This window comes from Fulvimarina pelagi HTCC2506, from assembly GCF_000153705.1.
Taxonomy (GTDB): domain Bacteria; phylum Pseudomonadota; class Alphaproteobacteria; order Rhizobiales; family Rhizobiaceae; genus Fulvimarina; species Fulvimarina pelagi.
This window is the reverse complement of sequence record NZ_DS022272.1, coordinates 2,424,799-2,447,709: the sequence shown is the minus strand read 5'-3', so window position 1 is coordinate 2,447,709 and position 22,911 is coordinate 2,424,799. Positions and strand designations below refer to the sequence as shown.

The following is a 22,911-nucleotide window of genomic DNA, read 5'->3' as shown; positions in this document are numbered from 1 at the left end:
CAGGCTGGAGTGGCAGTGTCGTTGGTGACTGTCGAAGCCAAGGACGAGAGTGATGAAACAAGATCTGCATCCCGACTACCACATGATCACCGTGGTCATGACGAACGGCACCGAATATCAGACGCGTTCGACCTGGGGGTCGGAAGGCGACAAGATGAACCTCGACATCGACCCGACGACGCATCCAGCGTGGACCGGCGGCAATCAGCAGCTGATGGACCGCGGCGGGCGTGTCTCGCGCTTCAAGAAGCGCTACGAAGGTCTCGGCATCTGAGAGCCTTATCGGCGCTTCACCCCGCGCCATTCATCGGATTGCTTTTCGCCCGGCAGGTTAAGCGCCTGTCGGGCTTTTAGCATTTCCGCTCCTCGAACGAAGCTACGCTTTCTCGACAACAGCGGCCTGATTAAACGGCCCGCGGCGGCCTATGCTCTTCGCCTGCTATCGCTCGTGCCTCGAAATGGCAGTCACCGAACCGGCGCGTGGGCGGAGCCTTGCTGGTCCAGAGACCGCTCGATGCGCTCCCGTTCGAGAATTCCGGACTCACGCAAATCGCGCTTCAGCTTTTCAATCGGCGGCGCATAGAGAAAGCCGAACGAGACGCAGTGCTCGCGGCCTTCCACCGCATGGTGCAGACGATGAGCTTGAACCAGGCGTTTTGCATAACCTCGATGCGGCACGTAGTTGAACGGCCAGCGCTGATGGACAAGTCCATCATGGGCAACGAAGTAGAGTAATCCGTAAAGCGTGATGCCCCAGGCGATGGCGAGCAGGGTCGGAGAAAGGAAATGTCCGACCATGAACAGCGCTATCGCGAAGCCGGCGAAAACGACAGCGTAGAGATCGTTCTTCTCGAACCACCCTTCGGTTTCCTCGTGGTGGGACTTATGCCAGCCCCAACCGAATTTGCCATGCATGATGAACTTGTGCGCCCACCATGCATAAACCTCCATCAAACCGATCGTGACGAGGGTGAGACAGACGTAGTAGAGAGTCCAGATCGTCATCGTTTCTTATCGACGTTTCTAGTTTTGGTTCAGTCGTTCAGGCCGAGGTACATATATAACTCGATCTTGGCACACACACATGGCCGTGACGATGGGCGCAAGAGTCGCGTCGATCAGATCGGGTACAGACCCAGAAGTCTGAGCGTGCCAATAACGATTCCATCGCCAATCCATACTGTAACGATTGATTCAAGCGCGAATGCAACGAACAGGGAAACTCGGCGCCCTGTCCGATTCGCGAACAAAAAACCAATTACCGCAGAGATCGTATCGCCAATCGAATTCGCGACACTGTCCCCGTTGTAAGCTGCCGTGTCACTCGTGTCGTTGAACAGACCCACAACATATGGCGTGTTCTCGACGACTTCCCAGATTGCGCTCCCCAAGACCGCGACAATCAGTTTTTCCCTCGTCGGCCAGAAAGGTTTCATCCAGTCGAGATACAGGAAGAGACCGATTCCGAAGATGACGTGCAGAAGCGAGTAGGGATCGGAGAGATAAAGCGAATTCGCAGCGGCGAGGTTGTCGCTAAACAGCTTGAGAGGTTCGGTCGGCGCGATGAACGGTCTACCGATCGCCCAGAGGTAGAGTACGACGAGGCCGTTTGTCAGCAACAGGCATGCAAGTGTCGAAGCGACGGGCCAGACTTTCGCGATCGAGCGAGGTCGGCGCAACCGAGCCGAGCGGCTAGCGATCTCGCTTAGGGAGCATGAACCGCGCGCGGCCGACATCAATCCTCTTTCGTCACGTTAAAAGCCGTTTCTCGATCGACCCGAACGCTTCCATCGCCGTTCAGGAATGTCCTGATCATACCCTACCTCGACTATCGTCACCCGGAACTATGTTAAGGTCGGTTGCTATCGATAGGGCGGTGCTTGTCTGCGTCGATTCGTTTCGGCTGAGGGATTGATGTAATTGGCACGCATAGCTTTGGTCTGTCCGGCGTTCTACAGCCATATCAAGGCGTTCGAAGTTCTGGGGCAAGCGCTCAAGGTTCGCGGCCACGACGTCGTCTTCATACTGCCGAAAGAGGCGGAGACGATGGTCTGCCAGTCTGACATCGAGATTGTTACGCTAGCGGCTTCTGCTTCAATCATGTCTGGTGTTCGGCATCGTCGGCGTGACGGCGGCGGCGCCGGGATTCTCGGTATCTTGCGGGCAGTTGCCGATCGAGCAAGAGAAACAGATCAGTTTTGTCGCATCGCTCCGGACATCATGCGTTCGATGCAAATCGATGCAATCATCGCAGATGAATTCGAGCCAGGCGCCGGTCTGGTCGCAGCTTATCTCGGCCTGCCACACATCTCCTTGGCGTCGGCCCTACCAATCGAACGGGATGTGGCGATGCCTCTGCCGTTTCTCGATTGGCCCTACGATCCCACCGAAGAGGGACTTGCTCGCAATCGCGGCGGGGAGCGTGTCGGCAAATTCTTCATGCGCAAGCAACGGAAGGTGATCCAAGCCTGGGCGACGCGCTTCGGACTGGGGCCGCGGGAGGACGACGTTGCCTGTCTCTCGCCAGTGTTGCGTTTGTCGCAGACCGTCAGCGTTTTCGACTTTCCGAGACCGAGGGGGACGAAACTGAAGCCGGTTGGACCCATCCGCAGTGCCTCAGTCGCAAGACTGACGAAGGAAACATGTCTCACGATCGACCCGACGCGCCCCTTCGTGTTCGCGTCTCTCGGCACGGTGCAAGGTCATCGTTACAGTTTATTCAAAAAGATCGCATCCGCCTGCGAGACGCTCGATGTGCAATTGATGATCGCGCATTGCGGGGGGCTCTCGCCACGACAAGCTTCGAGGCTTCCGGCCAAGTGGGTAGTCAGTTTCGTCGATCAACGCGCGATGCTCGCACGCGCAGATGTCTGCGTGACTCACGGGGGGCTCAACACCGTTCTCGACTGTCTGGCGGTCGGTACGCCTATGTTGGCGCTGCCAATTGGCTACGATCAGCCGGGTGTCGGTGCCCGTATACTCCATCACGGCGTGGGTAAGGCTATCGCCGCCAAGCGGGCCAAGCCGCGAACCATTGCGAATGCACTTTCCGATTTGATTGCAAACCGAGCAGCCTTCGTGAACCGGATCGCTCCGATCCAGGCGGAAATCGCCAACGCAGGCGGTGCGCGTGCTGCTGCAGAAGCCGTCGATCGTGTTCTCGCGAGCGCACAGAGCGAGGATGGACGACGTTATGCCGCGCCAAACGAGGCGGCAAACGATTTTGCACCCGGACGGTTCGGCTTATTTGCGAGGTCATGACCCTCAGCCCAACCTCACGCCTGATCCCGGCAAGTGCGTTACCGCGATCCACACCCGCCGACTCACCCAAAATCAGACCCTACCAAACGACGATTGGCCTGACGCTCTGTGCCGTGCTGCTGGCATCGTGGTTCGCAATACACGTCTCAGCGATATTCTTCCTCGACATCAATTTCAGCACGTTGCCTCTCGCACCATTGATCACGGTGTTCCAGTGCTGGTTGACGGTGGGGCTTTTCATCCTGGCTCACGACGCCATGCATGGTTCGCTGGCGCCGGGTCGAACGCGTTTGAATGCCGTAATCGGCGGGTTCATCCTGTTCGTCTACGCGGGATTTGCGTGGAAAAAGATCAGAGATGCTCACTTCGCACACCACGACGCACCCGGTACACCGGCCGACCCGGATTTCTACGCAGATGATCCGGAGAATTTCTGGCCTTGGTTCGGCACCTTCTTCTCACGTTATTTCGGATGGAGATCGGTCGCATTCGTCTCGACCGTCGTGACGTTTTATCTCGTCATACTGGATGCATCTGTGACGAACGTGGTTCTATTTTACGGCTTGCCGTCACTGCTTTCGTCATTGCAGCTCTTCTACTTCGGAACCTACCGCCCGCATCGACACGAAGAATCGGGCACCTTTGCCGACGCGCATAACACACGTTCGAGCGAATTCGGTTACGTGGCCTCGCTATTCTCCTGCTTCCATTTTGGCTACCACCATGAGCACCATTTGGCGCCATGGACGCCTTGGTGGGCTCTGCCGCATACTCGCCAGTCCTAAAGGCCTCGAGATCGCTTTTGGCATAACCCGCCAGAACTCTCCTGAGGGACCGCTCGTCAGCGCTCGATCTTCTCGACGATGATGCTATCGTTTGTATAAATGCAGATTTCCGACGCAATCTTCATGGCTCGACGGGCAATCTCTTCTGCTGAATACTCAGTTTCCGCGAGAGCCTTGGCAGCGGCAAGCGCATAATTGCCGCCCGAGCCGATTGCCATGACGCCTTCTTCCGGCTCCAAGACGTCTCCATTGCCGGTCAGCGTCAGAGTAACGGTTTTATCGGCGACGATCATCATGGCTTCAAGCCGACGCAAATAGCGATCAGTGCGCCAATCTTTGGCGAGTTCGACGCAAGCACGCATCAGTTGATCGGGATACTGTTCGAGTTTGCCTTCAAGTCGTTCGAGCAGGGTAAATGCGTCGGCAGTCGCACCCGCAAAGCCGGCAATGACCTGACCCTGTTTGCCGATCCGGCGCACCTTCCGGGCATTGCCCTTGATCATCGTGTTGCCGAGTGAAACCTGCCCGTCACCGGCGACCACCACCGATCCGTTCTTGCGAACCGTGACGATCGTCGTTCCGTACATCTGATCCGGCTTGTGACTGTCCATCATGTTCCGTCGTTCCGTTCTGTCCGTCCGAGCGGGACCCATCTGCCGCGCGCCCTGATGTCTCGGCCCATGTGGGGAGGAGGGTGGTGTTTATGAAGTCGCGGCGTCCGATGAACGGTGAGCTTTGTGCATCGACGACGGGTGAGCGGCAAAAGCGGTGCGTTCGAATTCGCCCGTTGTTGCTCTTTCGCCGGATGCGTCTTCGGCTTATATCTGGGGACGGCGGGCTGGCCGGTTCGACAGGCGTAACTATTCCCCGGGGCCTTAGTCATTCCACAGGGAGCTGTCCCTGCCCTTGCCCGTGGGCTCGGGCACACGGCGCCCACCTACTTTGTAGGTTCCCGGGATCGACTTCGACCATCGGCCGGCTGGCTCGCCAAAACCTCCCACCACATCGGATCGCAATTCGTGTTAGGGCACGGCTCGAATGGTGTCGGCCGAGTGGGAGAGACGATGTCCGAACTAAGGGAACGCAAACGCGAACTGCGCAAGGCGGCGCTCGCACGCCGTGACGCCATGGACGAGAGCGATCGGATCGAGGCTTCGCTGATGGTCGCTGAACATGGCGACCGCTTCCTTGCCGACGTCGAGCCAGGGACAATTGTTTCGGGTTTCTTGCCCATCCGATCCGAAGTCGACCTCCGTCCTCTGATGACCCATCTCGCCGATCGCGGCGCAACGCTCTGCGTTCCTGCGATAGTCGAGAACAATCTGCAGTTCCGCGAGTTGAAGCGCGGTGCTGAACTTGTGGAACAGGGTTTCGGCACTGTTTCCCCGGGCGAGGATGCAGCGGTTCTGAATCCGCTCGTGATGCTCGTGCCGCTGTCGGCCTTCGACCGGCGCGGGGGGCGGATCGGCTATGGCGGCGGTTTCTATGACAGGGCGATCCAGCGGCTCATCGACACCGGGGTCACGCCGCATCTCGTGGGCACGGGTTTCTCGATCCAGGAGGTCGACGAAGCACCGATGGCCGAACACGATCGCTATCTCGATGCAATCGTCACGGAGGAGGGCGTCATCGAGCCTTCCCGCGGTACATAGCGGGTCGGGCTAAGAAGCGGGAACCGGTTTATCGACTACCCGGCGCTGATCAGGCTGTGGGCCTGATCAGCGTATCCGAATCTTGTTCTCTGTGCCGAAGATCATCGCCCAGTACGGAATGTTGTTCGGGCCCATCGCCATGCCGAAACCCATTTCGGTGACACGAGGATTGAGGATGTTCTTCTTGTGTCCGGATGAATCGATCCAGCCTTGCATTGCGGACCGGGTGTCGCGGTAGCCGTAGCCGATATTTTCGGCAATCGAGCCCCAGCGGTAGCCGTATTGCGACACGCGAGAGGATAGCTTGCCCTCAAGCGAGTGGCTCATCCGGTTGCGTGCGGCCATCGCCTTCGCCTGGCGCTCTGACGCCCGGTCGAGCGTAGAAGAGTAGCTCAGCGGCCCGAGACCGTTCCGCGCTCTCAGGGCATTTACGCTCGAAAGGGCATAGCCGCGGTCCACCTGCATTGAGCGCGTGCCAGAGACGTCGATGGAGCCGGGCGTGCCGCCGCAGCCGGCGAGTGCCAGCCCTGCCACGCAGACACAGCCGAAGATGGTGGATCGGATAAGTTTCGAGATTGCCGCCATTGTCTCTTTCCTATCGGGTCGACTAACCTCGACCTTTTCTCTTGTGACGTCTCTGCCCTAGTATTTTGGGTTGGAAGACATCTGCACGCGGCAATTTAAGGGCAAATCTATGATCGAACTGTATACGTGGACGACGCCGAACGGCGAAAAGCCGGTCATCATGCTTGAAGAATGCGGCATGGACTACGAGTTGCACATGGTCGATATCGGGGCGAACGAGCAGTTCTCCGACACGTTCACGGCGATCAATCCCAACGCAAAAATACCGGCGCTCGTCGAGCGCTCGCGAGGCGGATATGCCGAACCGGTCTTCGAGTCCGGCGCGATCATGGTCTATCTCGCTGAGCTGAAGGGCCAATTCCTGCCGCGCAGCTCGCCCCAACGCGCAAAGTGCCTGTCCTGGACCTTCTTCCAAGTTGGCAATACCGGGCCGATGATCGGCCAGTATCATCACTTCAACGACGCCGCGGACGAGAGGATCGACTACGCCGTCACGCGCTATCGAGATGAGTCGGTGCGTTTGCTCGGCGTTCTCGACCAGCATCTTCGGACAAACCATTGGCTTGCGGGCGACTATTCAATCGCGGACATGATCAACTGGAGCTGGGCGAGGGCGGGGATGGACGAACTCTCCAGCCATGGAGCGAGCAAATACGACGCACTTGCCGACTGGGTGAAGCGGATCGGCGAGCGCCCGGCGGTTCGGCGGGCCCTCGACAAGCTGCAAGACGCAAAGTCCAGCAAGGGCTAGACACGACCAATCACGCCTGCGCTACGCCGATGGTTCCTACTTGACGGACCGCCGGCGGCCGGCGGCCTTTACCTCTAATCTGGACATCGCATGCGGTTTCTCTTCCTCGGCGACATGGTCGGTCGGTCCGGTCGCAATGCCGTGTTCGAAAAGCTGCCGGGCCTCGTATCGGACCTTGCACTCGATTTCGTCGTCGTGAACGGTGAGAACGCAGCTGGCGGCTTTGGGATCACGCGGCAGATCTTTATCGAGACGATCGATGCTGGCGCGAACGTCGTCACTACGGGCAATCATGTTTGGGACCAGCGCGAAGCGCTGCAATTCGCGCCGGACGAACCACAGTTCCTCAGACCGCTGAATTATCCTCGCGGAGCACCCGGGCGGGGATCGGGTATCTTCGAGGCGCGCAACGGTGCACGGGTGCTTGCGGCGAACATCATGGGACGGGTCTTCATGTCGCCTGAGCTCGACGATCCATTCGCCTGTGCCGCCGATCTTGTTGCCTCATGCCCGCTCGGCGAAGGCGCCGACGCGATCATCCTCGACTTCCATGCCGAGGCCACCAGCGAAAAGCAGTCGATGGCTCATTTTCTCGATGGACAGGTGAGTGTCGTCGTCGGAACGCATACGCATGTGCCGACTGCCGATCATCAGATCCTAGCCAACGGGACCGCCTATCAATCTGATGCGGGCATGTGCGGCGACTACGATTCTTCGCTTGGAATGGACAAAGAAGAGCCTCTCAACCGATTCGTCACGAAGATTGCAAAGGGACGTTTCGAAGCCGCACAAGGGCCGTCGACAGTCTGCGGGCTCGCGGTCGAGATCTCCGATCGCACAGGACTTGCGGAAAAAGTCGCGCCGCTTCGCATCGGTGGGCGACTAAGCGAAACGTTCCCAGATTTCTGGTGAACGACAGCATCAAGCATTCGGTGCCAAGAATCACTTTTTGCACCGAAAATCTGCTGCGTAGCGACAATGAAACCCTGTGGAACGTAGATTAGCGGGCGGCAGATAACATTTTTCCGATCTATTTCTTGCAGAAAGACATGATCTGTCGCCAATATGAATGTTTGAAACCGGCCTTTGCACTCTTAAACAGGATATCTCTCTTACCAGATACACAAGATGCTTAAAATAGAACCGTCTGCCGCGGCCGCGCTTGCGCGGGGTTTTGGCAATGTCGGCTAGCGAACCTTTGCTTTGATTCCGCAGTGTCTCTGCCTACACACGGCGCGACTGAGAACGGGGAACATATCGGGCGTCCGGTGCCGGGACGGTGGGGACTCCGCCTCGCATAAGAAAAGGCGGCGGTAATGCCCGATATTACTCAAAAGACTTGCTTCAACTTGTTGCTTCGCAGACTGGACGAAGCGGATTTCAATGCACTCGCCCCGCACCTCAGCGAGACATCCATCGGGCGCGGTGGAACCTTGAATCCTGCGGAGGAGACGATCGACACGACCTACTTCATCGAGAGTGGTGTTTGTTCTCTGGTGCTGACCTCGCCCGATGATCGGGTCGCGGAGATCGGCATAGTGGGACCCGAAGGCGTGGTCGGGGCATCGCCAATTATCGGCGTTTACAGCGTTCCCCATTCGAGCTTCATGCAGGTTGCTGGACGAGCGCTGAAGCTTCCTGCCGAGACACTTTGTGAAATCGTGCAAAAGCGGCCAGCGATCGCCCTGATGATTGCTCGCTTCCGCCACGTTCTAGCGATGCAGGCAATCCAGACGGCGCTCGCGAACGCACATTACACAGTCGAGGAACGTCTCGCACGCTGGCTTCTGATGTGCCAGGATCGGCTCGGTAGCAACGAAATCGAGCTGACGCACGACTTTCTGAGCACGATGCTCTCGGTCAGGCGTTCGACAGTGACGCTCGCGACGCACAATCTCGAGGGGGCCGGTCTGATCCGTGCCCAGCGTGGCCGGATCACCGTAGTGAAGCGCAAGGAATTGGCCGCGTTGGCGGCCGGCTCCTACGGCATGCCGGAAGAGGAATACGAGCGTATCCTGGGACCGCTCAGGACCTGACGGCGTTCATGCCGCGAGCTTGTCGGCGATCAGCTTCAGAAGCTTCTTGTGATCGGCATCGAAGTTGCGGATGCCTTCTGCAAGTTTCTCCGTTGCCATCGGATCGCCGTTGACGCCCCAGCGGAATTCGCTCTCGCCCATCGGCAGCTTGTCCATCGGCTTGGCCTGGTCTTCCGACAGCTGTCGCGGCAGGTTCGACTCGTCCTCGCTGAGTTCCTGAAGGAGGTTTGGCGAGATGGTCAGCCGGTCGCAGCCGGCGAGCGCCTTGATCTGTCCGGTATTGCGGAAGGAGGCGCCCATGACGACGGTTTCGACGCCATTGCTCTTGTAGTAGTCGTAGATGCGCTTCACAGATTTCACGCCCGGATCTTCGGCCGCTTCGAAGCTTTTGCCCTCGCGTTTGGAATACCAGTCGGTGATGCGGCCGACGAAGGGCGAGATCAGAAATACGCCGGCATCGGCGCAGGCGACCGCCTGTTCGAGGCAGAAGAGGAGGGTGAGGTTGCACTGGATGCCTTCGCCCTCCAGCACCTCGGCCGCGCGAATGCCCTCCCATGTGGAGGCGAGCTTGATGAGAATGCGGTCGCGCGAGACACCCTGGCGGTCGTAAGCGGCGACGATATTGCGCGCCTTCTCGAGGGAGCGCTCCTTGTCGAAGGAAAGCTCCGCGTCGACTTCGGTGGAGACGCGGCCCGGCACGATCTTCGCCAGTTCCGTGCCGACGGCGATGGTGAGGGCATCGGCGATCTGAAGCGGCGTCTTGCCGTTGGCCCTTCCGCTTTCAATCTCACGGGCGACCATCTCCTCGGATGTCGGAGACTGGATGACCTTCAGAAGAATACTCGGATTGGTCGTGCAGTCGATCGGCTTCAGCGCCTTGATCGCCTCGTAGTCGCCGGTATCGGCGACGACCGTCGTCATGTCTCTCAGTTGGTCGAGCGCGCTAGCCATCGAGCATCCTCCTCGTCTTCGTCACCGGTTGGTGCGGTCTTGGACCCGCTATAACAACCGCAATTCCGCTTGTCTTCCTTTCATGCGTCGCGGCAGCGTTGCGAAAAGGACCGCTGGGATTTCGGCGGCAGCGTTCCAGATGGCGTCGTGCGAAGGCGTCGCCTGAGATCGGCGGGGCCGTAAGCAGATTTCCAATTGCGGAGGGCGCCATGCAGAGCGCGACGATCGACGGCCTGTCGGTCCATGTGGATCTCACCGTCGGTGCCGGGTCCGGGGCGCCGGCCATCGTGTTTTCCAATTCTCTCGGCACGGATTTCAGGATCTGGGACGATGTCGTCGCGGCGCTAGCCGGCCGCTACACGATTCTGCGCTACGATAGCCGCGGTCATGGCCTGACCGATATCGGCGAGACGCCCTATTCGATGTCGGGCCTTTCGACCGATCTCGCGGCTTTGATGGACGCGTTCGGCATTTCGGACGCCGTCGTGGTCGGACTTTCGGTCGGCGGCATGATCGCCCAGGATCTTGCTTTGTCGCGGCCGGACCTCTTGCGCGGACTCGTCCTCTCCAACACTGCGCACAAGATCGGCGACGCGGCGGCCTGGAACCAGCGGATCGACACCATCAGGGCGGATGGGCTCGATGCCATCGCCGAAGCGACGATGGAAAAGTGGTTCACGCCGGGCTTCAGGCGCGCGGACAATTCTGCGTATCAGGTCAATCGCAACATGTTCCTGCGTGCTCCTCTCGAAGGCTATATCGCGACCTGCCACGCGTTGTCTAAGGCGGACTATAGCGACACGGTGGGCGATCTGAGCGTGCCGGCTCTTTGCATAGCCGGCGATCAGGACGGATCCACGCCTGCCGAACTGGTGAAATCCCTGTCCGACAAGATCGCGGGCTCGCAGTTCGAGGTTATCGAGAATGCCGCCCATATTCCGTGCGTCGAGCAGCCGGAAGCCTATGCCGACCGGCTCGAAGGCTTCATCGCCGGCCTTCGATAAGCGGCCGCTGAACTCCTCATGGCTGGCGGAAAGTTAGAGAGATCCGTATGTTTCGGCCTCGACGAGAGAGGACCATGGAAGGGAATGCCATGAACCGGCGTGAATTCGTGACGCGCACAGCGGCCTTCGGACTGATCGGACCAATGGTCTTCCAGAAGCGCGCCTTCGCAGCCGAAAGCGGTAAGGTCGAGACCATCAGCGACGGCTTTCTGGAGCTTCCCACCAATTTCCTGCTGCCGAACGGTCTGCCAGACAATATTCCCGGCATGAGCCTCGAAGAGGTGGCCGCCGAAGGCACGTTCAAGGTTTCCTGCAACGTGACCGCCGTCCGCCGCCCGAACGGAGTGGTGGTCTTCGACTGCGGCGCGGGGCCGAACTTCATGCCGAGTGCGGGCGATCTTGACCAGAACTTTGCGGCGGCCGGCATTGATCCGGAGGAGGTGACGGACGTCATCTTCACTCACGCCCATCCGGATCATCTCTGGGGTGTCGTCGACGATTTCGACGAACTGCTTTTCCCGGAGGCGAACTATCACATCGCCCAGACGGAGTGGGATTTCTGGAACTCGGACGGGGCTCTTGGCACGGTGGGCGAGGAGCGGCAGAGCTTCGTCGTCGGCGCGCAGAACCGGTTCGATGCGATCGGCGATCGCATCGCCTTCTTTGAGCCGGGCGACGAGGTGCTCACCGGTATTGAGGCGGTCGACGCGAAAGGGCATACGCCCGGTCACACGGCTTTCGTCGTCCATGGCGATGAGCCGACTATGGTGGTCGGCGATGCGATCTCCAACAATCCGATCTCCTTCCTGAGGCCGGATCTCGCCTGGGGCGCCGACATGGATCCGGATGCCGGTGCGGAGACCCGCAAGAGGCTCCTCGATCGGCTGGCGAGCGAGCGGATGCGGTTCGTCGGCTTCCACCTGCCGGATGGCGGCATGGGCCACGTCGAGAGGAAGGGCGGGGCCTACCGTTTCGTCGCCGGAAGTTGATCGCGCTTCAGCGTGCTCGTGCCATGAAGGCGTAGCGCATCGAGCCTTCGAGAATATAGGCGAGACCGAGCCGCGCGCCGATCGCGATCGATGCAAGGACGATGGGCGCCGAGATCGTCAGGAGCGAGGCGGCCGAGATGCCCTGGCCGATGGTGCAGCCAAGGGAAAAGACGCCGCCGACGCCCATCAGAACGGCGCCGGCGAGGTGGCGCGAGAGTTCGCGGGCATCGTCGCAGGCTTCCCAGCGGATGTCCTCGTGTCGCCATGCGGCTAGCGCAGCGCCGCCGACGACGCCGAGCACAAGGCCGACGCCGTAGTCCGGATAGGCGCCGGTCGCAGCGACGATGCCGAGGATCAGGTCGCCAGGCGGCATGACGAAGGACGCGCTCTCGATCTGGGTCGGCCAGAAAGAATGAGTGCTGATGTAGCTGGTCGCGAACCAGCCGAACGCGACAACCGCGCCGATCACTGTGCCGGCGATCATCCGACCACGATCCGCGAGGAGGGCGCGATCCTTGAAGATCCAAGCGGCTAGCGCCGCTGCGACAAGGACCGTGACGAACACGGAAACGTCGAAACCCACGATCGCAGACGCCAGCGCGCCCACCGACTGATCGGGCGCACCGAGCCGGCCGAACTCGATCGCGTTGCCCTCGACGATCGACTGACGGGTCGCCGCGAAAAACCCTCGTTGGGTGGCGAGGGCTGAGATGCCGAGCACGATGACGACGACCAGACCGCGGAGCGAGCCGCCGCCGAGCCGAACGAGGGCTCCGAACCCGCAAGTCCCGACAAGCGCCATGCCGAATCCGAAGGCGACGCCGCCGAGGATCGCGCCGCTCCAGCCGAAAGAAGCGTTGAAATAGAAGCTGGTGGCGGGATCGAAGAGATCGGTCCAGACGAGAAGTTGCGTCAAGACGAGCGCGACCAGAATTGCAAGGCCCCAGCTGCGCACGCCGCTGTCATCGGCGGCGTACCAGCGCCGTTCGAGTGCCGACAGGGTACAGAAATGATGCCGACGCGCGGCGTAGCCTATGATGAGACCCGCCAGACCGCCCGCGAGCAACGGCGCGTAACCGCTCTCGATGATCATACTGCCTCCCGCAGCGCTTCGCATGGTTCCGGCGCTGTCCGGAAAGAGGCTACGCCCAGCTGGCGAGCACGGCAAGTACCTCGCAAGAAGCTGCGGAGAGCGGTCCAAGGAACGCCAGATCATGACGGCACCCGATACGCTTTAACGCATTGTTTTCCTTATCTTGAAAACGCGATGGAGAGAGTCCTGAAGGTTCGCTAAACAAGATCCATCGAACTTGATGGATTTGGTGTTGCGCCATGCGTGAACTACTGCTCGGCTTCCTGCTTACGATGTCATCCCTGTCGGCCGCTTCGGCAGCAGATCTCTATGACGATCCCTCGGCATCTTATTCTGATACGGGTGCCTACGACCAGACGCCGTCGGACTGGACGGGCGGCTACGTCGGTGTGACCGGTGGTCTCGCAGCCGGCGAGAGCGAGTACTCTGTTTCCGACGGCACTGGCTTCGAAACCACTGCTGGCGGGGGTCTCGGCGGCGTTCAGGCTGGCTACGACGTCCAGCTGGGGCGTGCTGTCCTTGGTGGTGTCGCCGACATCTCACTGACCGGAATCGACGCCGACGTTTCAACACGCGAGCGCGCCGGCGGCGTCGAGACGACGAATTCGGCGAACACCGAACTCGACTATCTCGGCACCGTGCGAGCCCGCGCTGGCTATGCCGCGTCCGATCGTGTGCTGGCCTATGGTCACGGCGGTCTTGCCTACGGCCGGACGGATACGACGATCAGCGAATCCGAGCGCAGAGGTGGGGTCACGAACACCCAGACCGAATCGCGAAAGAGCGATACCAAGTACGGTTATGCGGTCGGCGCCGGCCTCGAATATAAGGCGACCGACAACGTATCGCTTCAGACGGAATACGGTTATCACGATCTTGGTAAGGACCGCCTATACAGCGACAGCAATGGTCGTGTCGATCAGGACCTTCAGTTCCACGCGGTCAAGGCGGGCGTGAACTTCCGGTTCTGAACATCCAGAACGATAGAACCGATGCAGAGAGCCGCGCTTCATCGAGAGTTGCGGCTCTCTCGACTGTTTCGCACGCAAAGGCGTAGCGGCCAGTTTACGTTCGGCTGTCGCCCCGAACAGGTTCGCAGAAGAGATCATAGAGCGTGCCGATCAGGCTCGTGACTTCTTCGTTGGCGAGGGAATAGTAGATCGTGCGGCCTTCGCGGCGTGTCGTGACGAGCCGGTCGAAGCGGAGGCGGGCGAGCTGCTGTGAGATCGCCGCCTGGGGCATCGAGAGGATCGTCTCGATCTCGCCGACCGACCGCTCCTTCTCGGACAACAGGCACAGAATCACGAGGCGGGTCTCGTGCGACATCGCCTTCAACAGGTCGCTCGCCTTGCGCGCCTGATCGAAGAAGGCCTTCACCTCGGCTTCCGATGCGGTCTCGTCGAATTTCGGAAGCGACAGATTCGCAGTCTGACTCAACGTTCCGCCTCTCGGTCGCTTGCCCTCTTGTCGTCCGGCAGCTTCGCCAGCATCTCACCAAGCAGGCTGTAGAAGAAATTGTCTCCCGGATAGCCTCGGAGCCGGTCGATTTCCTCGCCATTATCGACGAGGACGAAGGTGGGCGTCAAACGCCCCTTGCGAATGTCGGCAAGGTCCTCAGGCCAATCTTCGGTAATGTCGACGCGGCGTAGCGTTGCCGCCTTCCTTTCAGGTGTTTTGGCATAGCCAGGCGCGATCTCCTCGTCGAACCGCTGGCACCAGACACAGCCGGGCTGTTCGAGCATCAGGAGTTCGGCCGCGCGGGGTTGCGCCGTCAGAAAAGAGGCGAGACAGAGAAGCAGAGCGAGCCGTACGACACCTGCTCGCGTGGTCGCGTTTACAATGCATCGAAACATATGCATTCTTATATCAATATCGGGTGGGCCCGATAGGGGATATCGCGCTTCCCCTTTGATAGCACAAGGGGACGGCCCGCCGGGGGAGATCAGGTAGGTATGCTCGATGTGGGATGTGGCGCGGCGTTTTTCGCCGGACTGTTGTCCTTCGTGTCGCCCTGCGTCCTGCCGCTCGTGCCGCCCTATCTCGCCTATCTCGCCGGGATCAGCTTCGACCAGGTGCGCGAACAGGGCGCTGATCCGGCGGTCGCACGGCGGATCGTCTTGTCCTCCTTTGCTTTCGTCGTCGGTTTCACGACGGTCTTCATCGCGCTTGGCGCGACGGCAAGCGTCATCGGACAGGCCATTGCCGAATGGTTCGATACGCTTTCGGTTCTCGCAGGCATCCTCATCATCGTGATGGGCTTGCATTTCCTCGGCGTCTTCCGGCTTTCGCTGCTTTACCGTGAAGCCCGGTTCAATATTGGCGCGAAGCCGGCAGGGCCCCTAGGAGCCTACATCATGGGTCTTGCGTTCGCCTTTGGTTGGACGCCCTGCGTCGGGCCGGTGCTGGCGGCGATCCTTTTCATTGCCGGAAGCCAGGAGACAGCGATGCGGGGCGCCGGTCTGCTCGCCACCTATTCCCTCGGAATCGGCATACCCTTCATGCTCGCGGCGGTCTTCGCGACCCGCTTTCTCGACTGGGCCTCGCGGTTCCGCAACCATATGGCGACCGTTGAAAAGGTGATGGGCGGCGCGCTCGTCTTCACGGGAGCGCTTTTCGCGACCGGCCAGATGTCCACGATCTCCTACTGGCTTCTGGAGACATTCCCGGTTTTCGCGACGATCGGGTAGGTTGAGGCCCTTATGGAAAAGCGAGGATTGTAGAATGCTCAAGACCATCATGTCCGCGGCGCTTGTCGCGGTGACGCTCGCGGGCGACGCGCTGGGCGCGAAAATTGGCGACGACGGCCTGCACAAGCAGGACTGGTTCTCTTTGACCTTCAAGGACGTCGCCGAGGACATCGAGACCGCGGCCGAGAACGGCAAGCGTCTTGCCATCGTCTTCGAGCAGCGCGGCTGCATCTACTGCAAGAAGATGCACGAGGACTTGCTCGCCGATCCGGACATCGCGGGCTACATGAAGGAGAACTTTTCCGTCGTTCAGTACAACATGTTCGGCGACGAGGAAGTCACCGATCTCGACGGCGAAACCCTGACCGAGAAGACAGCCGCCCGGAAATGGCGCGTCGTCTTCACGCCGACGATCCTCTTCATGCCGGACGAAGCACCAGAGGGTGACGGGTCGGTCGCCGACGCTGCGGTCGCCTCCATGCCCGGCGCCTTCGGCAAGCAAACCTTTCTGCACATGTTTCAGTGGGTGAACGAAAAGGGCTATGAAACGGACGAGCACTTCCAGAAATATCACGCGCGAAAACTGGAAGAGAGCGGTGCGATCGACACGCCGACGCAGTGACCGCGATAGCCATGTCAAGCCAGCCGCCATGCAGGATTTGGTCGACGTGGATGATATATGCGAAAAATAGCATACTTGCATATCCGCGGCGGTGTGAGCTAGACTCGTTCCAAGACAAGAAAGACCGGCTTCTCAAGGTCGGCATAGGGAGGAAAGGGAACTCATGAAACGCTTGAGCGCGCTCGCATTCATTCTGGCGCTTCCAACTGCGGCCTTGGCGGCCGAAGTCGCGCCGGGCGAGGTCAGCTTTGACGGGATGGCCGTCAGTGAACCCGTCGCCAAATCGGCCGGTGATCCCGAGGCGGGCCGCGAGGTCTTCGTCGACAGGGGGCTTGGAAACTGCCTCGCCTGTCACCAGAATTCGGAAATCGAGAACGCGCAGTTCCCGGGCAATGTCGGCCCCTCGATGGATGGTGTCGCAAGCCGCTGGGAGCCAGGACAGCTCCGCGCGATCATCGTCAACGCCAAAGAAATATTCGGACCCGACACCATCATGCCGGGCTTCTACACTTTGGATGTGGGCGTCGACGTCGCCGAGGACCGCAAGGGCGAGACCATCCTCTCGGCTCAGCAGGTCGAGGACGTCGTCGCCTATCTCGCAACGCTCGAACAGGAGTCAGCACAGTGACGCATCTGACTAGACGCAAGCTCTTCACGCTCGCCGCTGGCGCCGGAACGCTCGCGGTCGCGGCGAACCTCCCGCGGACGGCGAATGCGACACCGGAAGAGGCGCAGAAGGCGATCAGCGAATTCACTGGCGGCAAGGAGCCACAGTCCGGCAAGATTACCCTGACTGCGCCTGAAATCGCCGAGAACGGCAACACCGTGCCGATATCGATTTCCGTGGAAAGCGAGATGACTGGCGACGACTTCGTCGAGTCCGTCACGCTAATGGCCGAGGGCAATCCGAACCCAGAAGTCGCGACCTTCCTCTTCACGCCCTTGAGCGGTCGGGCCGAGGCGACAACGCGCATCCGTCTAGCGAAAACGCAGAACGTCGTTGCGGTCGCGAAGATGAGCGACGGTTCGGTCTACTCCGATCGCAAGGAAGTCAAGGTCACCATCGGTGGCTGCGGCGGCTGATGCCCCGATCCGGACGACCCTCAGTAGACCAGACGTATCGCTCGCCGAATTTATGGCCGGCTCGCAGCGACCACACCAGGAGATAACGACATGGCAGCGCCAAGAATCCGCGTCAAAGTTCCGAGTTCCGCCTCCGCCGGCGAGGTCATCACAATCAAGACGCTGATCAGCCACGAAATGGAATCCGGCCAGCGCAAAGACAAGGATGGCAATACCATCCCGCGCGAGATCATCAACAACTTCACCTGCGAGTTCAACGGGACGAAGGTCTTCGAATGCCAACTCGATCCGGCGATCTCGTCCAATCCGTATTTCGAGTTCTATGCCAAGGTTCCCGAAAGTGGCACCTTCAAGTTCACGTGGCAGGATGACAACGGCGAGACCTACACGGAAGAGAAGGACATCGAGGTCAGCTAAGCCAGCTTCGCACCAATGCAGCGGCGTTTGGCAGGAGGAACTGAACGCCGCGCATGATACCTATCGGGAGGACGCCATGAAGAAGACTGCAATCCTGCTCACCGGTGTGGTGACGCTGACGACCCTCGCATTGGCCCCGCGCGTTCTGGCCGATCCGGTGGACGAAGCGCTGACGATCGACGGCCAGGAGATCATCACCACCGCCCCGGCGCCGACCGAGCCCGAAGGCCATCCCTTCGACGAGGTGAGATCCGGCTGGCTCTACCGCGAGCCCGATACGCGGTCGATGGAAGCCGATAGCTTTGAAAATCCGGGCATGCTGGCCGTGGAGCGCGGCGAGGAAATCTGGAACACTGCCGAAGGCGAGGCCGGTCAGTCTTGTGCTTCGTGTCACGAGGATGCGTCGGAATTCTTGAAGGGCGTCGGCGCAAGCTACCCCAAATGGGATGAAGCGAGCGGCAAGCCGATCAATATCGAACTCTTCATCAACAAACATCGCGAAGAGAAGATGGGCGCCGAAGCCTATAAGTTCGACGAGGATGCGCAGAAGGATCTGACCGCGTTCATCAAGAACCAGTCGCTTGGCATTCCGGTCGAGATCGATCTTTCCGAAGGCGACATGATGAGCTGGTGGGAGGAGGGCAAGGAGCGCTACTACCTGCGAACCGGCCAGCTCAACCTTTCATGCGCCACCTGCCACGAGCAGAACAACGGCCGCTACATCCGTGCCGATCACCTCAGCCAGGGCAACACCAACGGCTTCCCGACCTACCGCCTGAAACAGGGCGCGTTGGTTTCACTGCACAACCGGTTCCGAGGCTGCATCCGCGATACGCGCGCCGAATTCCCGGACGCGTTCTCCGACGAACTGATGGCACTCGAGGTCTACACGGCCTGGCGCGGCGGCGGCCTGTCGGTCGAGACGCCTGCAGTACGGCAGTAGGCCCGGCTCCACACTTTCGTCATCCTCGGGCTCCGTCCCGAGGATCCCGATGCGGCGTGCCGAGCAACCGACGTTTCGCGCACTGTAGCTGAAGCCGAACTCAATTCGCGAAACCCTTGCATCCTCGGTACGGAGCTCGAGGATGACATCCAGGGTGCGTTCTCAGCCAATTCCGAGGAACCGCCATGTTCTCCCGCCGCGAATTCCTGACCGCGACCGTCGCGCTCTCGGCGATCACCGGGGCCTCGCTCACCGGCCGCTGGTCGCGCGCGAGCGCCCAGCAGACGATGAGCGAGGACGATCTCCTCGGCACGACCAATTTCGGCAATCTGACCCTGTTCCACGTCACCGACATCCACGCCCAGTTGAAGCCGGTCTATTTCCGTGAGCCGGCCGTGAATATTGGCGTCGGTGAGGTGGCCGGACTTCCGCCGCACGTCACGGGGCAGGACTTCCTGAAGCTCTACGACATCGAGCCCGGCACGCCCGAGGCCTACGCGCTGACATCCGAAGATTTCTCCGCGCTCGCCAAGCAGTATGGTCGGATGGGCGGTCTCGATCGGGTCGCGACCGTCATCAAGCGCGCCCGCGCCGAACGGGGCGAGAACAACGTGCTCCTTCTTGACGGCGGCGATACCTGGCAGGGCAGCTACACGGCGAACCAGACCGCCGGCGAGGACATGATCTCGACCATGGCGCTGCTGAAGCCCGACGCGATGACGGGCCATTGGGAGTTCACCTACGGCACCGACCGCATGAATGAGGCGATCGAGAGTCTCGATTTTCCGTTCCTCGGCTCCAACATCTTCGACAACACCTGGGACGAGCCGGCCTTCGAGGCCTGGAAGATGTTCGAGCGCGGCGGCGCGAAGATCGCCGTCATCGGCCAGGCCTTTCCCTACACGCCCATCGCCAATCCGTCCTGGCTCATTCCCGACTGGTCCTTCGGCATTCGCGACGAGGAGATCGCAAGGCATGTCGGCGAGGCCCGCGATGCCGGCGCCGATCTCGTCGTGCTCTTGTCGCATAACGGTTTCGACGTCGACCGCAGCCTCGCCGCGAAGGTCGATGGCATCGACATCATCCTCACTGGTCACACCCATGATGCGCTGCCCGAGCCGGTCATGGTCGGCAAGACCATGCTGATCGCGTCCGGCTCGAACGGCAAATTCGTCAGCCGGCTCGATCTCGACGTGTCGGGCGGTTCGCTCAAGGATTTCCGCTATCGCCTGACCCCGGTCTTTTCCGACGTCATCACGCCGGATCAGGAAATGGCTGCGAAGATCGAAGAGGTGAGGGCACCCTACGAGGACGAACTGAAACGCGTCCTCGGGCGGACCGAGGGTCTGCTCTTCCGGCGCGGCAATTTCAATGGCACCTGGGACGACCTCATCCTCGACGCCCTGCTCGAACAGCGCGAGGCCGAGATCGCTCTCTCGCCGGGCTTCAGATGGGGAACCTCCCTGCCGGCCGGCTCGGACATCACGGTGGAAGATCTTCACAACGCGACCGCCATGACCTATCCGGCGGCCTATCGCTCGACGATGACCGGCGAGATGCTGAAGCTGGTTCTGGAGGACGTCGCCGACAATCTCTTCAACGTAGACCCTTACTACCAGCAGGGCGGCGACATGGTCCGCGTCGGCGGCATGGGTTACGGCATCGATCCCACCAAAAAGATCGGAGAGCGCATCTCCGACATGACGGTAATCGCGACCGGCGAGCCGGTTGATCCCTCTCGCGAATACGTCGTCGCTGGTTGGGCCTCGGTCAACGAAGGCACGGAAGGTCCACCGATCTGGGAGGTCTGCGAAGAGTATCTCGCGGCCCACTCTACAGTCGAACCCACAGAAAATCGAAGCGTGAAAGTCGCTGGGTAACGCGCCAAAAAGCGTTTCCAAACCCCGTTCGACCTGATACATTCAAATAAATGATTATATCTATAAGGGTGGAGCGATGGCAGATCGGACGAAGGAGAGAGGGCCTGACAGCTCGCGTCGCGCCATCCTCAAAGGAGGATTCGCGCTGGGCGGCGCGGCGCTGACCGGTTTGGCGGCCTCGCGGACCGCCATCGCCCAAACAAGCGATCCCAAGATCACGGAGTTGCAAGACTGGAACCGGTACCTCGGCGTGGGCGTCGATGCTGCACCTTATGGCATGCCCTCCCAGTTCGAGAAGGATGTCGTCCGGCGGAACGTGCCCTGGCTGACGGCTGATGCGACGAGCTCGGTCAACTTCACGCCGCTCCACGAGCTAGACGGCATCATCACGCCGAATGGCCTCTGCTTCGAGCGGCACCATGGCGGCGTCGCGGAGATCCCGCCGCAGGACCATCGCCTGATGGTTCATGGGATGGTGGACGAGCCGCTCGTCTTCATCATGGAAGACATGAAGCGCTTCCCGCGCGAGAACCGGGTCTACTTCCTCGAATGCGCGGCCAACTCCGGCATGGAATGGCGCGGGGCGCAGCTGAACGGCTGCCAGTACACCCACGGCATGGTGCACTGCGTGATGTATACCGGTACGCCTTTGCGCAATGTCCTGAACGCAGCCGGCGTGAAGACGGCCGGCAAATGGCTCCTCGCCGAGGGCGCGGACGCTTCCGCGATGACCCGCTCGATCCCGATGGAGAAGGCCCTCGACGACTGCCTCGTCGCCTGGAAGATGAACGGCGAAGCGTTGCGGCCCGAGCAGGGTTATCCGCTTCGCCTCGTCGTGCCCGGCTGGGAAGGCAATATGTGGATCAAGTGGCTGCGACGACTCGAAGTGGGCGATGCCCCCTGGGAGCAGCGCGAGGAAACCTCGAAATACACCGATCTTCTCGCCAACGGCGTCGCCCGCAAGTTCACCTGGGCAATGGACGTCAAATCCGTAATCACCAATCCGAGTCCCCAGGCGCCGATTACCCATGGCAAGGGCCGCACCGTGCTGACCGGGCTTGCCTGGTCGGGCAACGGCACGATCAGCCGAGTCGATGTCTCGCTCGACGGCGGCCGCAACTGGGTGGAGGCGCGGATCGATGGGCCGAGCTTCGACAAGGCGGCGCACCGCTTCTACTACGACTTCGATTGGGACGGCTCGGAGCTGCTACTCCAGTCCCGCGCGGTGGATTCGGAAGGCTTCGTCCAGCCGACCAAGAACGATCTGCGCGCCGCGCGCGGCGAGAACTCGATCTACCACAACAACGGCATCCAGACCTGGCTCCTGAAATCCGACGGAGGGCTCGAAAATGTCGAAGTCTCTTAAGCGCGCCTCGACGGGCCTCGCCCTTCTTCTGGCCGCCGGCTTTGCTTTCGGCGCGAATGCGGCCTTCGATGGCGGTGCGGCGGAAGGCTCTGCAAGCCCGGCGGAAGCGACCGCTTCCGAAACCTCCTTCGGCCTCGGCCGGCCGGCGACAGAGGAAGAGATCGCCGCCTGGGATGTCGATGTCAGCCCGAACGGCGACGGTCTGCCGGAAGGCTCCGGCACGGTCGTCGAAGGCGAAGAGATCTTTAATGCCCAATGTGCCATCTGCCATGGCGATTTCGGCGAGGGCCGCGACCGCTGGCCGGCGCTGTCCGGCGGCGAAGACACGTTGACGGCAATGCGGCCGGTGAAAACGATCGGCTCCTACTGGCCCTATCTCTCGACAGTCTACGATTACGTCCACCGCGCCATGCCGTTCGGCAATGCCCAGTCGCTGTCGGACGACGAAGTCTACGCGCTGACGGCCTACATTTTGTTCCTCAATTTCATCGTCGAGGACGAGGATTTCGAGCTTTCCAAGGCCAATTTCACCGAGATCGAAATGCCGAATGCCGGTGGCTTCGAGCCGGACGATCGTGTTGAAGAAGGGCATTACCGAGCCGATGCCGATCCGTGCATGTCCGACTGCAAGCCGGAACCGGTCGTGATCACCATGCGTGCCCGCGTGCTCGATGTGACACCTGATTCCAACAGCGAAGAATCTGAAGTCGACTCCAGCGTGGACTGACCTGGCGCAGCACGCGGCCTTATCGCTCGTCTGCGGCGTTTCGACGTTCGGGCCGCGTTTTCTTTTCTACATGGCTCGC

General features: G+C 60.6%; 27 protein-coding genes and 1 other RNA gene. 20 read left to right on the top strand and 8 right to left on the bottom strand.

The genetic code is table 11. From position 1 onward, the window contains the following. Nucleotides 1-52 precede the first annotated feature (52 nt). On the top strand, nt 53-274 hold the full coding sequence (gene rpmE, locus FP2506_RS11490) for a 50S ribosomal protein L31 (protein WP_007067658.1): 222 nt from the start codon (nt 53-55) through the stop codon (nt 272-274). A 191-nt stretch (nt 275-465) separates the two neighbouring features. On the opposite strand, the gene FP2506_RS11485 is transcribed toward rpmE, so the two are convergent. Then, a complete protein-coding gene (locus tag FP2506_RS11485) occupies nt 466-1,005 on the bottom strand; it encodes a sterol desaturase family protein (protein ID WP_007067657.1) in 540 nt (179 codons plus the stop codon). A 113-nt stretch (nt 1,006-1,118) separates the two neighbouring features. Then, a complete protein-coding gene (locus FP2506_RS11480) occupies nt 1,119-1,619 on the bottom strand; it encodes a DUF2585 family protein (RefSeq protein ID WP_187289046.1) in 501 nt (166 codons plus the stop codon). A 610-nt stretch (nt 1,620-2,229) separates the two neighbouring features. Between FP2506_RS11480 and FP2506_RS11475 the strand changes: the two genes are divergently transcribed. After that, complete coding sequence (locus FP2506_RS11475) at nt 2,230-3,261, top strand: glycosyltransferase (RefSeq protein WP_341871890.1); 1,032 nt, start codon at nt 2,230-2,232, stop codon at nt 3,259-3,261. Beyond that, nucleotides 3,258-4,046, top strand: a complete 789-nt coding sequence (locus FP2506_RS11470; protein ID WP_081448320.1) for a fatty acid desaturase — start codon at nt 3,258-3,260, stop codon at nt 4,044-4,046. Before FP2506_RS11475 ends, FP2506_RS11470 begins: the two co-directional genes overlap by 4 nt. Before the next feature lie 56 nt (nt 4,047-4,102). On the opposite strand, the gene hslV is transcribed toward FP2506_RS11470, so the two are convergent. Further along, nucleotides 4,103-4,657, bottom strand: coding sequence for an ATP-dependent protease subunit HslV (gene hslV / locus FP2506_RS11465; protein WP_040489797.1), 555 nt, complete (start codon nt 4,655-4,657; stop codon nt 4,103-4,105). 221 nt (nt 4,658-4,878) lie between these two features. Between hslV and ssrS the strand changes: the two genes are divergently transcribed. Further along, nucleotides 4,879-5,036, top strand: a non-coding RNA gene (gene ssrS, locus FP2506_RS18405) — 6S RNA. A gap of 74 nt (nt 5,037-5,110) precedes the next feature. Beyond that, nucleotides 5,111-5,698, top strand: coding sequence for a 5-formyltetrahydrofolate cyclo-ligase (locus tag FP2506_RS11460; protein ID WP_007067651.1), 588 nt, complete (start codon nt 5,111-5,113; stop codon nt 5,696-5,698). 66 nt (nt 5,699-5,764) lie between these two features. On the opposite strand, the gene FP2506_RS11455 is transcribed toward FP2506_RS11460, so the two are convergent. After that, the gene (locus tag FP2506_RS11455; RefSeq protein ID WP_007067650.1) at nt 5,765-6,283 is read right to left on the bottom strand and encodes a CAP domain-containing protein; all 519 of its coding nucleotides are present in this window, start codon (nt 6,281-6,283) and stop codon (nt 5,765-5,767) included. A 109-nt stretch (nt 6,284-6,392) separates the two neighbouring features. On the opposite strand from FP2506_RS11455, the gene FP2506_RS11450 reads away from it, so the two are divergent. From FP2506_RS11450 to FP2506_RS11440, 3 genes are all read left to right on the top strand, one after another. After that, nucleotides 6,393-7,034: a glutathione S-transferase N-terminal domain-containing protein gene (locus FP2506_RS11450; protein ID WP_007067649.1), complete on the top strand. Its 642-nt coding sequence runs from the start codon at nt 6,393-6,395 to the stop codon at nt 7,032-7,034. Nucleotides 7,035-7,124: 90 nt separating this feature from the next. Continuing rightward, nucleotides 7,125-7,946, top strand: a complete 822-nt coding sequence (locus FP2506_RS11445; protein WP_007067648.1) for a TIGR00282 family metallophosphoesterase — start codon at nt 7,125-7,127, stop codon at nt 7,944-7,946. 437 nt (nt 7,947-8,383) lie between these two features. Further along, nucleotides 8,384-9,070 carry a Crp/Fnr family transcriptional regulator gene (locus tag FP2506_RS11440; RefSeq protein WP_244404169.1) on the top strand — a complete coding sequence of 229 codons (687 nt, stop codon included), beginning with the start codon at nt 8,384-8,386 and terminating at the stop codon, nt 9,068-9,070. A gap of 6 nt (nt 9,071-9,076) precedes the next feature. Here FP2506_RS11440 and tal read toward each other — a convergent pair whose 3' ends face one another. Beyond that, a complete protein-coding gene (gene tal, locus FP2506_RS11435; protein ID WP_040489109.1) occupies nt 9,077-10,021 on the bottom strand; it encodes a transaldolase in 945 nt (314 codons plus the stop codon). A 209-nt stretch (nt 10,022-10,230) separates the two neighbouring features. On the opposite strand from tal, the gene pcaD reads away from it, so the two are divergent. Continuing rightward, complete coding sequence (gene pcaD, locus FP2506_RS11430; RefSeq protein WP_007067645.1) at nt 10,231-11,025, top strand: 3-oxoadipate enol-lactonase; 795 nt, start codon at nt 10,231-10,233, stop codon at nt 11,023-11,025. Nucleotides 11,026-11,114: 89 nt separating this feature from the next. Continuing rightward, a complete protein-coding gene (locus FP2506_RS11425) occupies nt 11,115-12,014 on the top strand; it encodes an MBL fold metallo-hydrolase (RefSeq protein ID WP_148227550.1) in 900 nt (299 codons plus the stop codon). A 7-nt stretch (nt 12,015-12,021) separates the two neighbouring features. Here the strand turns inward: FP2506_RS11425 and FP2506_RS11420 are convergent, their stop codons facing one another. Beyond that, complete coding sequence (locus tag FP2506_RS11420) at nt 12,022-13,107, bottom strand: YeeE/YedE family protein (RefSeq protein WP_007067643.1); 1,086 nt, start codon at nt 13,105-13,107, stop codon at nt 12,022-12,024. Nucleotides 13,108-13,346: 239 nt separating this feature from the next. Between FP2506_RS11420 and FP2506_RS11415 the strand changes: the two genes are divergently transcribed. Beyond that, nucleotides 13,347-14,078: an outer membrane protein gene (locus tag FP2506_RS11415; RefSeq protein ID WP_007067642.1), complete on the top strand. Its 732-nt coding sequence runs from the start codon at nt 13,347-13,349 to the stop codon at nt 14,076-14,078. A gap of 94 nt (nt 14,079-14,172) precedes the next feature. Here the strand turns inward: FP2506_RS11415 and FP2506_RS11410 are convergent, their stop codons facing one another. Both FP2506_RS11410 and FP2506_RS11405 read right to left on the bottom strand, forming a co-directional pair. Beyond that, a complete protein-coding gene (locus tag FP2506_RS11410) occupies nt 14,173-14,526 on the bottom strand; it encodes an ArsR/SmtB family transcription factor (RefSeq protein ID WP_040489795.1) in 354 nt (117 codons plus the stop codon). Between the two features lie 14 nt (nt 14,527-14,540). Then, a complete protein-coding gene (locus FP2506_RS11405) occupies nt 14,541-14,960 on the bottom strand; it encodes a thioredoxin domain-containing protein (protein ID WP_007067640.1) in 420 nt (139 codons plus the stop codon). Nucleotides 14,961-15,059: 99 nt separating this feature from the next. On the opposite strand from FP2506_RS11405, the gene FP2506_RS11400 reads away from it, so the two are divergent. From FP2506_RS11400 to FP2506_RS11360, 9 genes are all read left to right on the top strand, one after another. Further along, nucleotides 15,060-15,794 (top strand): cytochrome c biogenesis CcdA family protein, encoded by a 735-nt coding sequence (locus tag FP2506_RS11400; protein WP_007067639.1) that lies wholly within the window; start codon nt 15,060-15,062, stop codon nt 15,792-15,794. A gap of 34 nt (nt 15,795-15,828) precedes the next feature. Further along, nucleotides 15,829-16,416 carry a thioredoxin family protein gene (locus FP2506_RS11395; RefSeq protein WP_007067638.1) on the top strand — a complete coding sequence of 196 codons (588 nt, stop codon included), beginning with the start codon at nt 15,829-15,831 and terminating at the stop codon, nt 16,414-16,416. Between the two features lie 163 nt (nt 16,417-16,579). Further along, nucleotides 16,580-17,044 carry a sulfur oxidation c-type cytochrome SoxX gene (soxX, locus tag FP2506_RS11390; protein ID WP_007067637.1) on the top strand — a complete coding sequence of 155 codons (465 nt, stop codon included), beginning with the start codon at nt 16,580-16,582 and terminating at the stop codon, nt 17,042-17,044. Continuing rightward, nucleotides 17,041-17,499: a thiosulfate oxidation carrier protein SoxY gene (gene soxY, locus FP2506_RS11385; RefSeq protein WP_007067636.1), complete on the top strand. Its 459-nt coding sequence runs from the start codon at nt 17,041-17,043 to the stop codon at nt 17,497-17,499. The genes soxX and soxY overlap by 4 nt, the downstream gene beginning before the upstream one ends. A gap of 90 nt (nt 17,500-17,589) precedes the next feature. Next, the gene (gene soxZ / locus FP2506_RS11380) at nt 17,590-17,916 is read left to right on the top strand and encodes a thiosulfate oxidation carrier complex protein SoxZ (RefSeq protein WP_007067635.1); all 327 of its coding nucleotides are present in this window, start codon (nt 17,590-17,592) and stop codon (nt 17,914-17,916) included. A gap of 76 nt (nt 17,917-17,992) precedes the next feature. Next, entirely contained in the window at nt 17,993-18,859 is an 867-nt protein-coding gene (gene soxA, locus FP2506_RS11375; RefSeq protein WP_007067634.1) for a sulfur oxidation c-type cytochrome SoxA, read from the top strand. 185 nt (nt 18,860-19,044) lie between these two features. Then, a complete protein-coding gene (gene soxB, locus FP2506_RS11370; RefSeq protein ID WP_007067633.1) occupies nt 19,045-20,739 on the top strand; it encodes a thiosulfohydrolase SoxB in 1,695 nt (564 codons plus the stop codon). A gap of 76 nt (nt 20,740-20,815) precedes the next feature. Then, entirely contained in the window at nt 20,816-22,105 is a 1,290-nt protein-coding gene (soxC, locus tag FP2506_RS11365) for a sulfite dehydrogenase (protein WP_007067632.1), read from the top strand. Continuing rightward, nucleotides 22,089-22,832, top strand: a complete 744-nt coding sequence (locus FP2506_RS11360) for a c-type cytochrome (protein ID WP_007067631.1) — start codon at nt 22,089-22,091, stop codon at nt 22,830-22,832. Before soxC ends, FP2506_RS11360 begins: the two co-directional genes overlap by 17 nt. Nucleotides 22,833-22,911 lie beyond the last annotated feature (79 nt).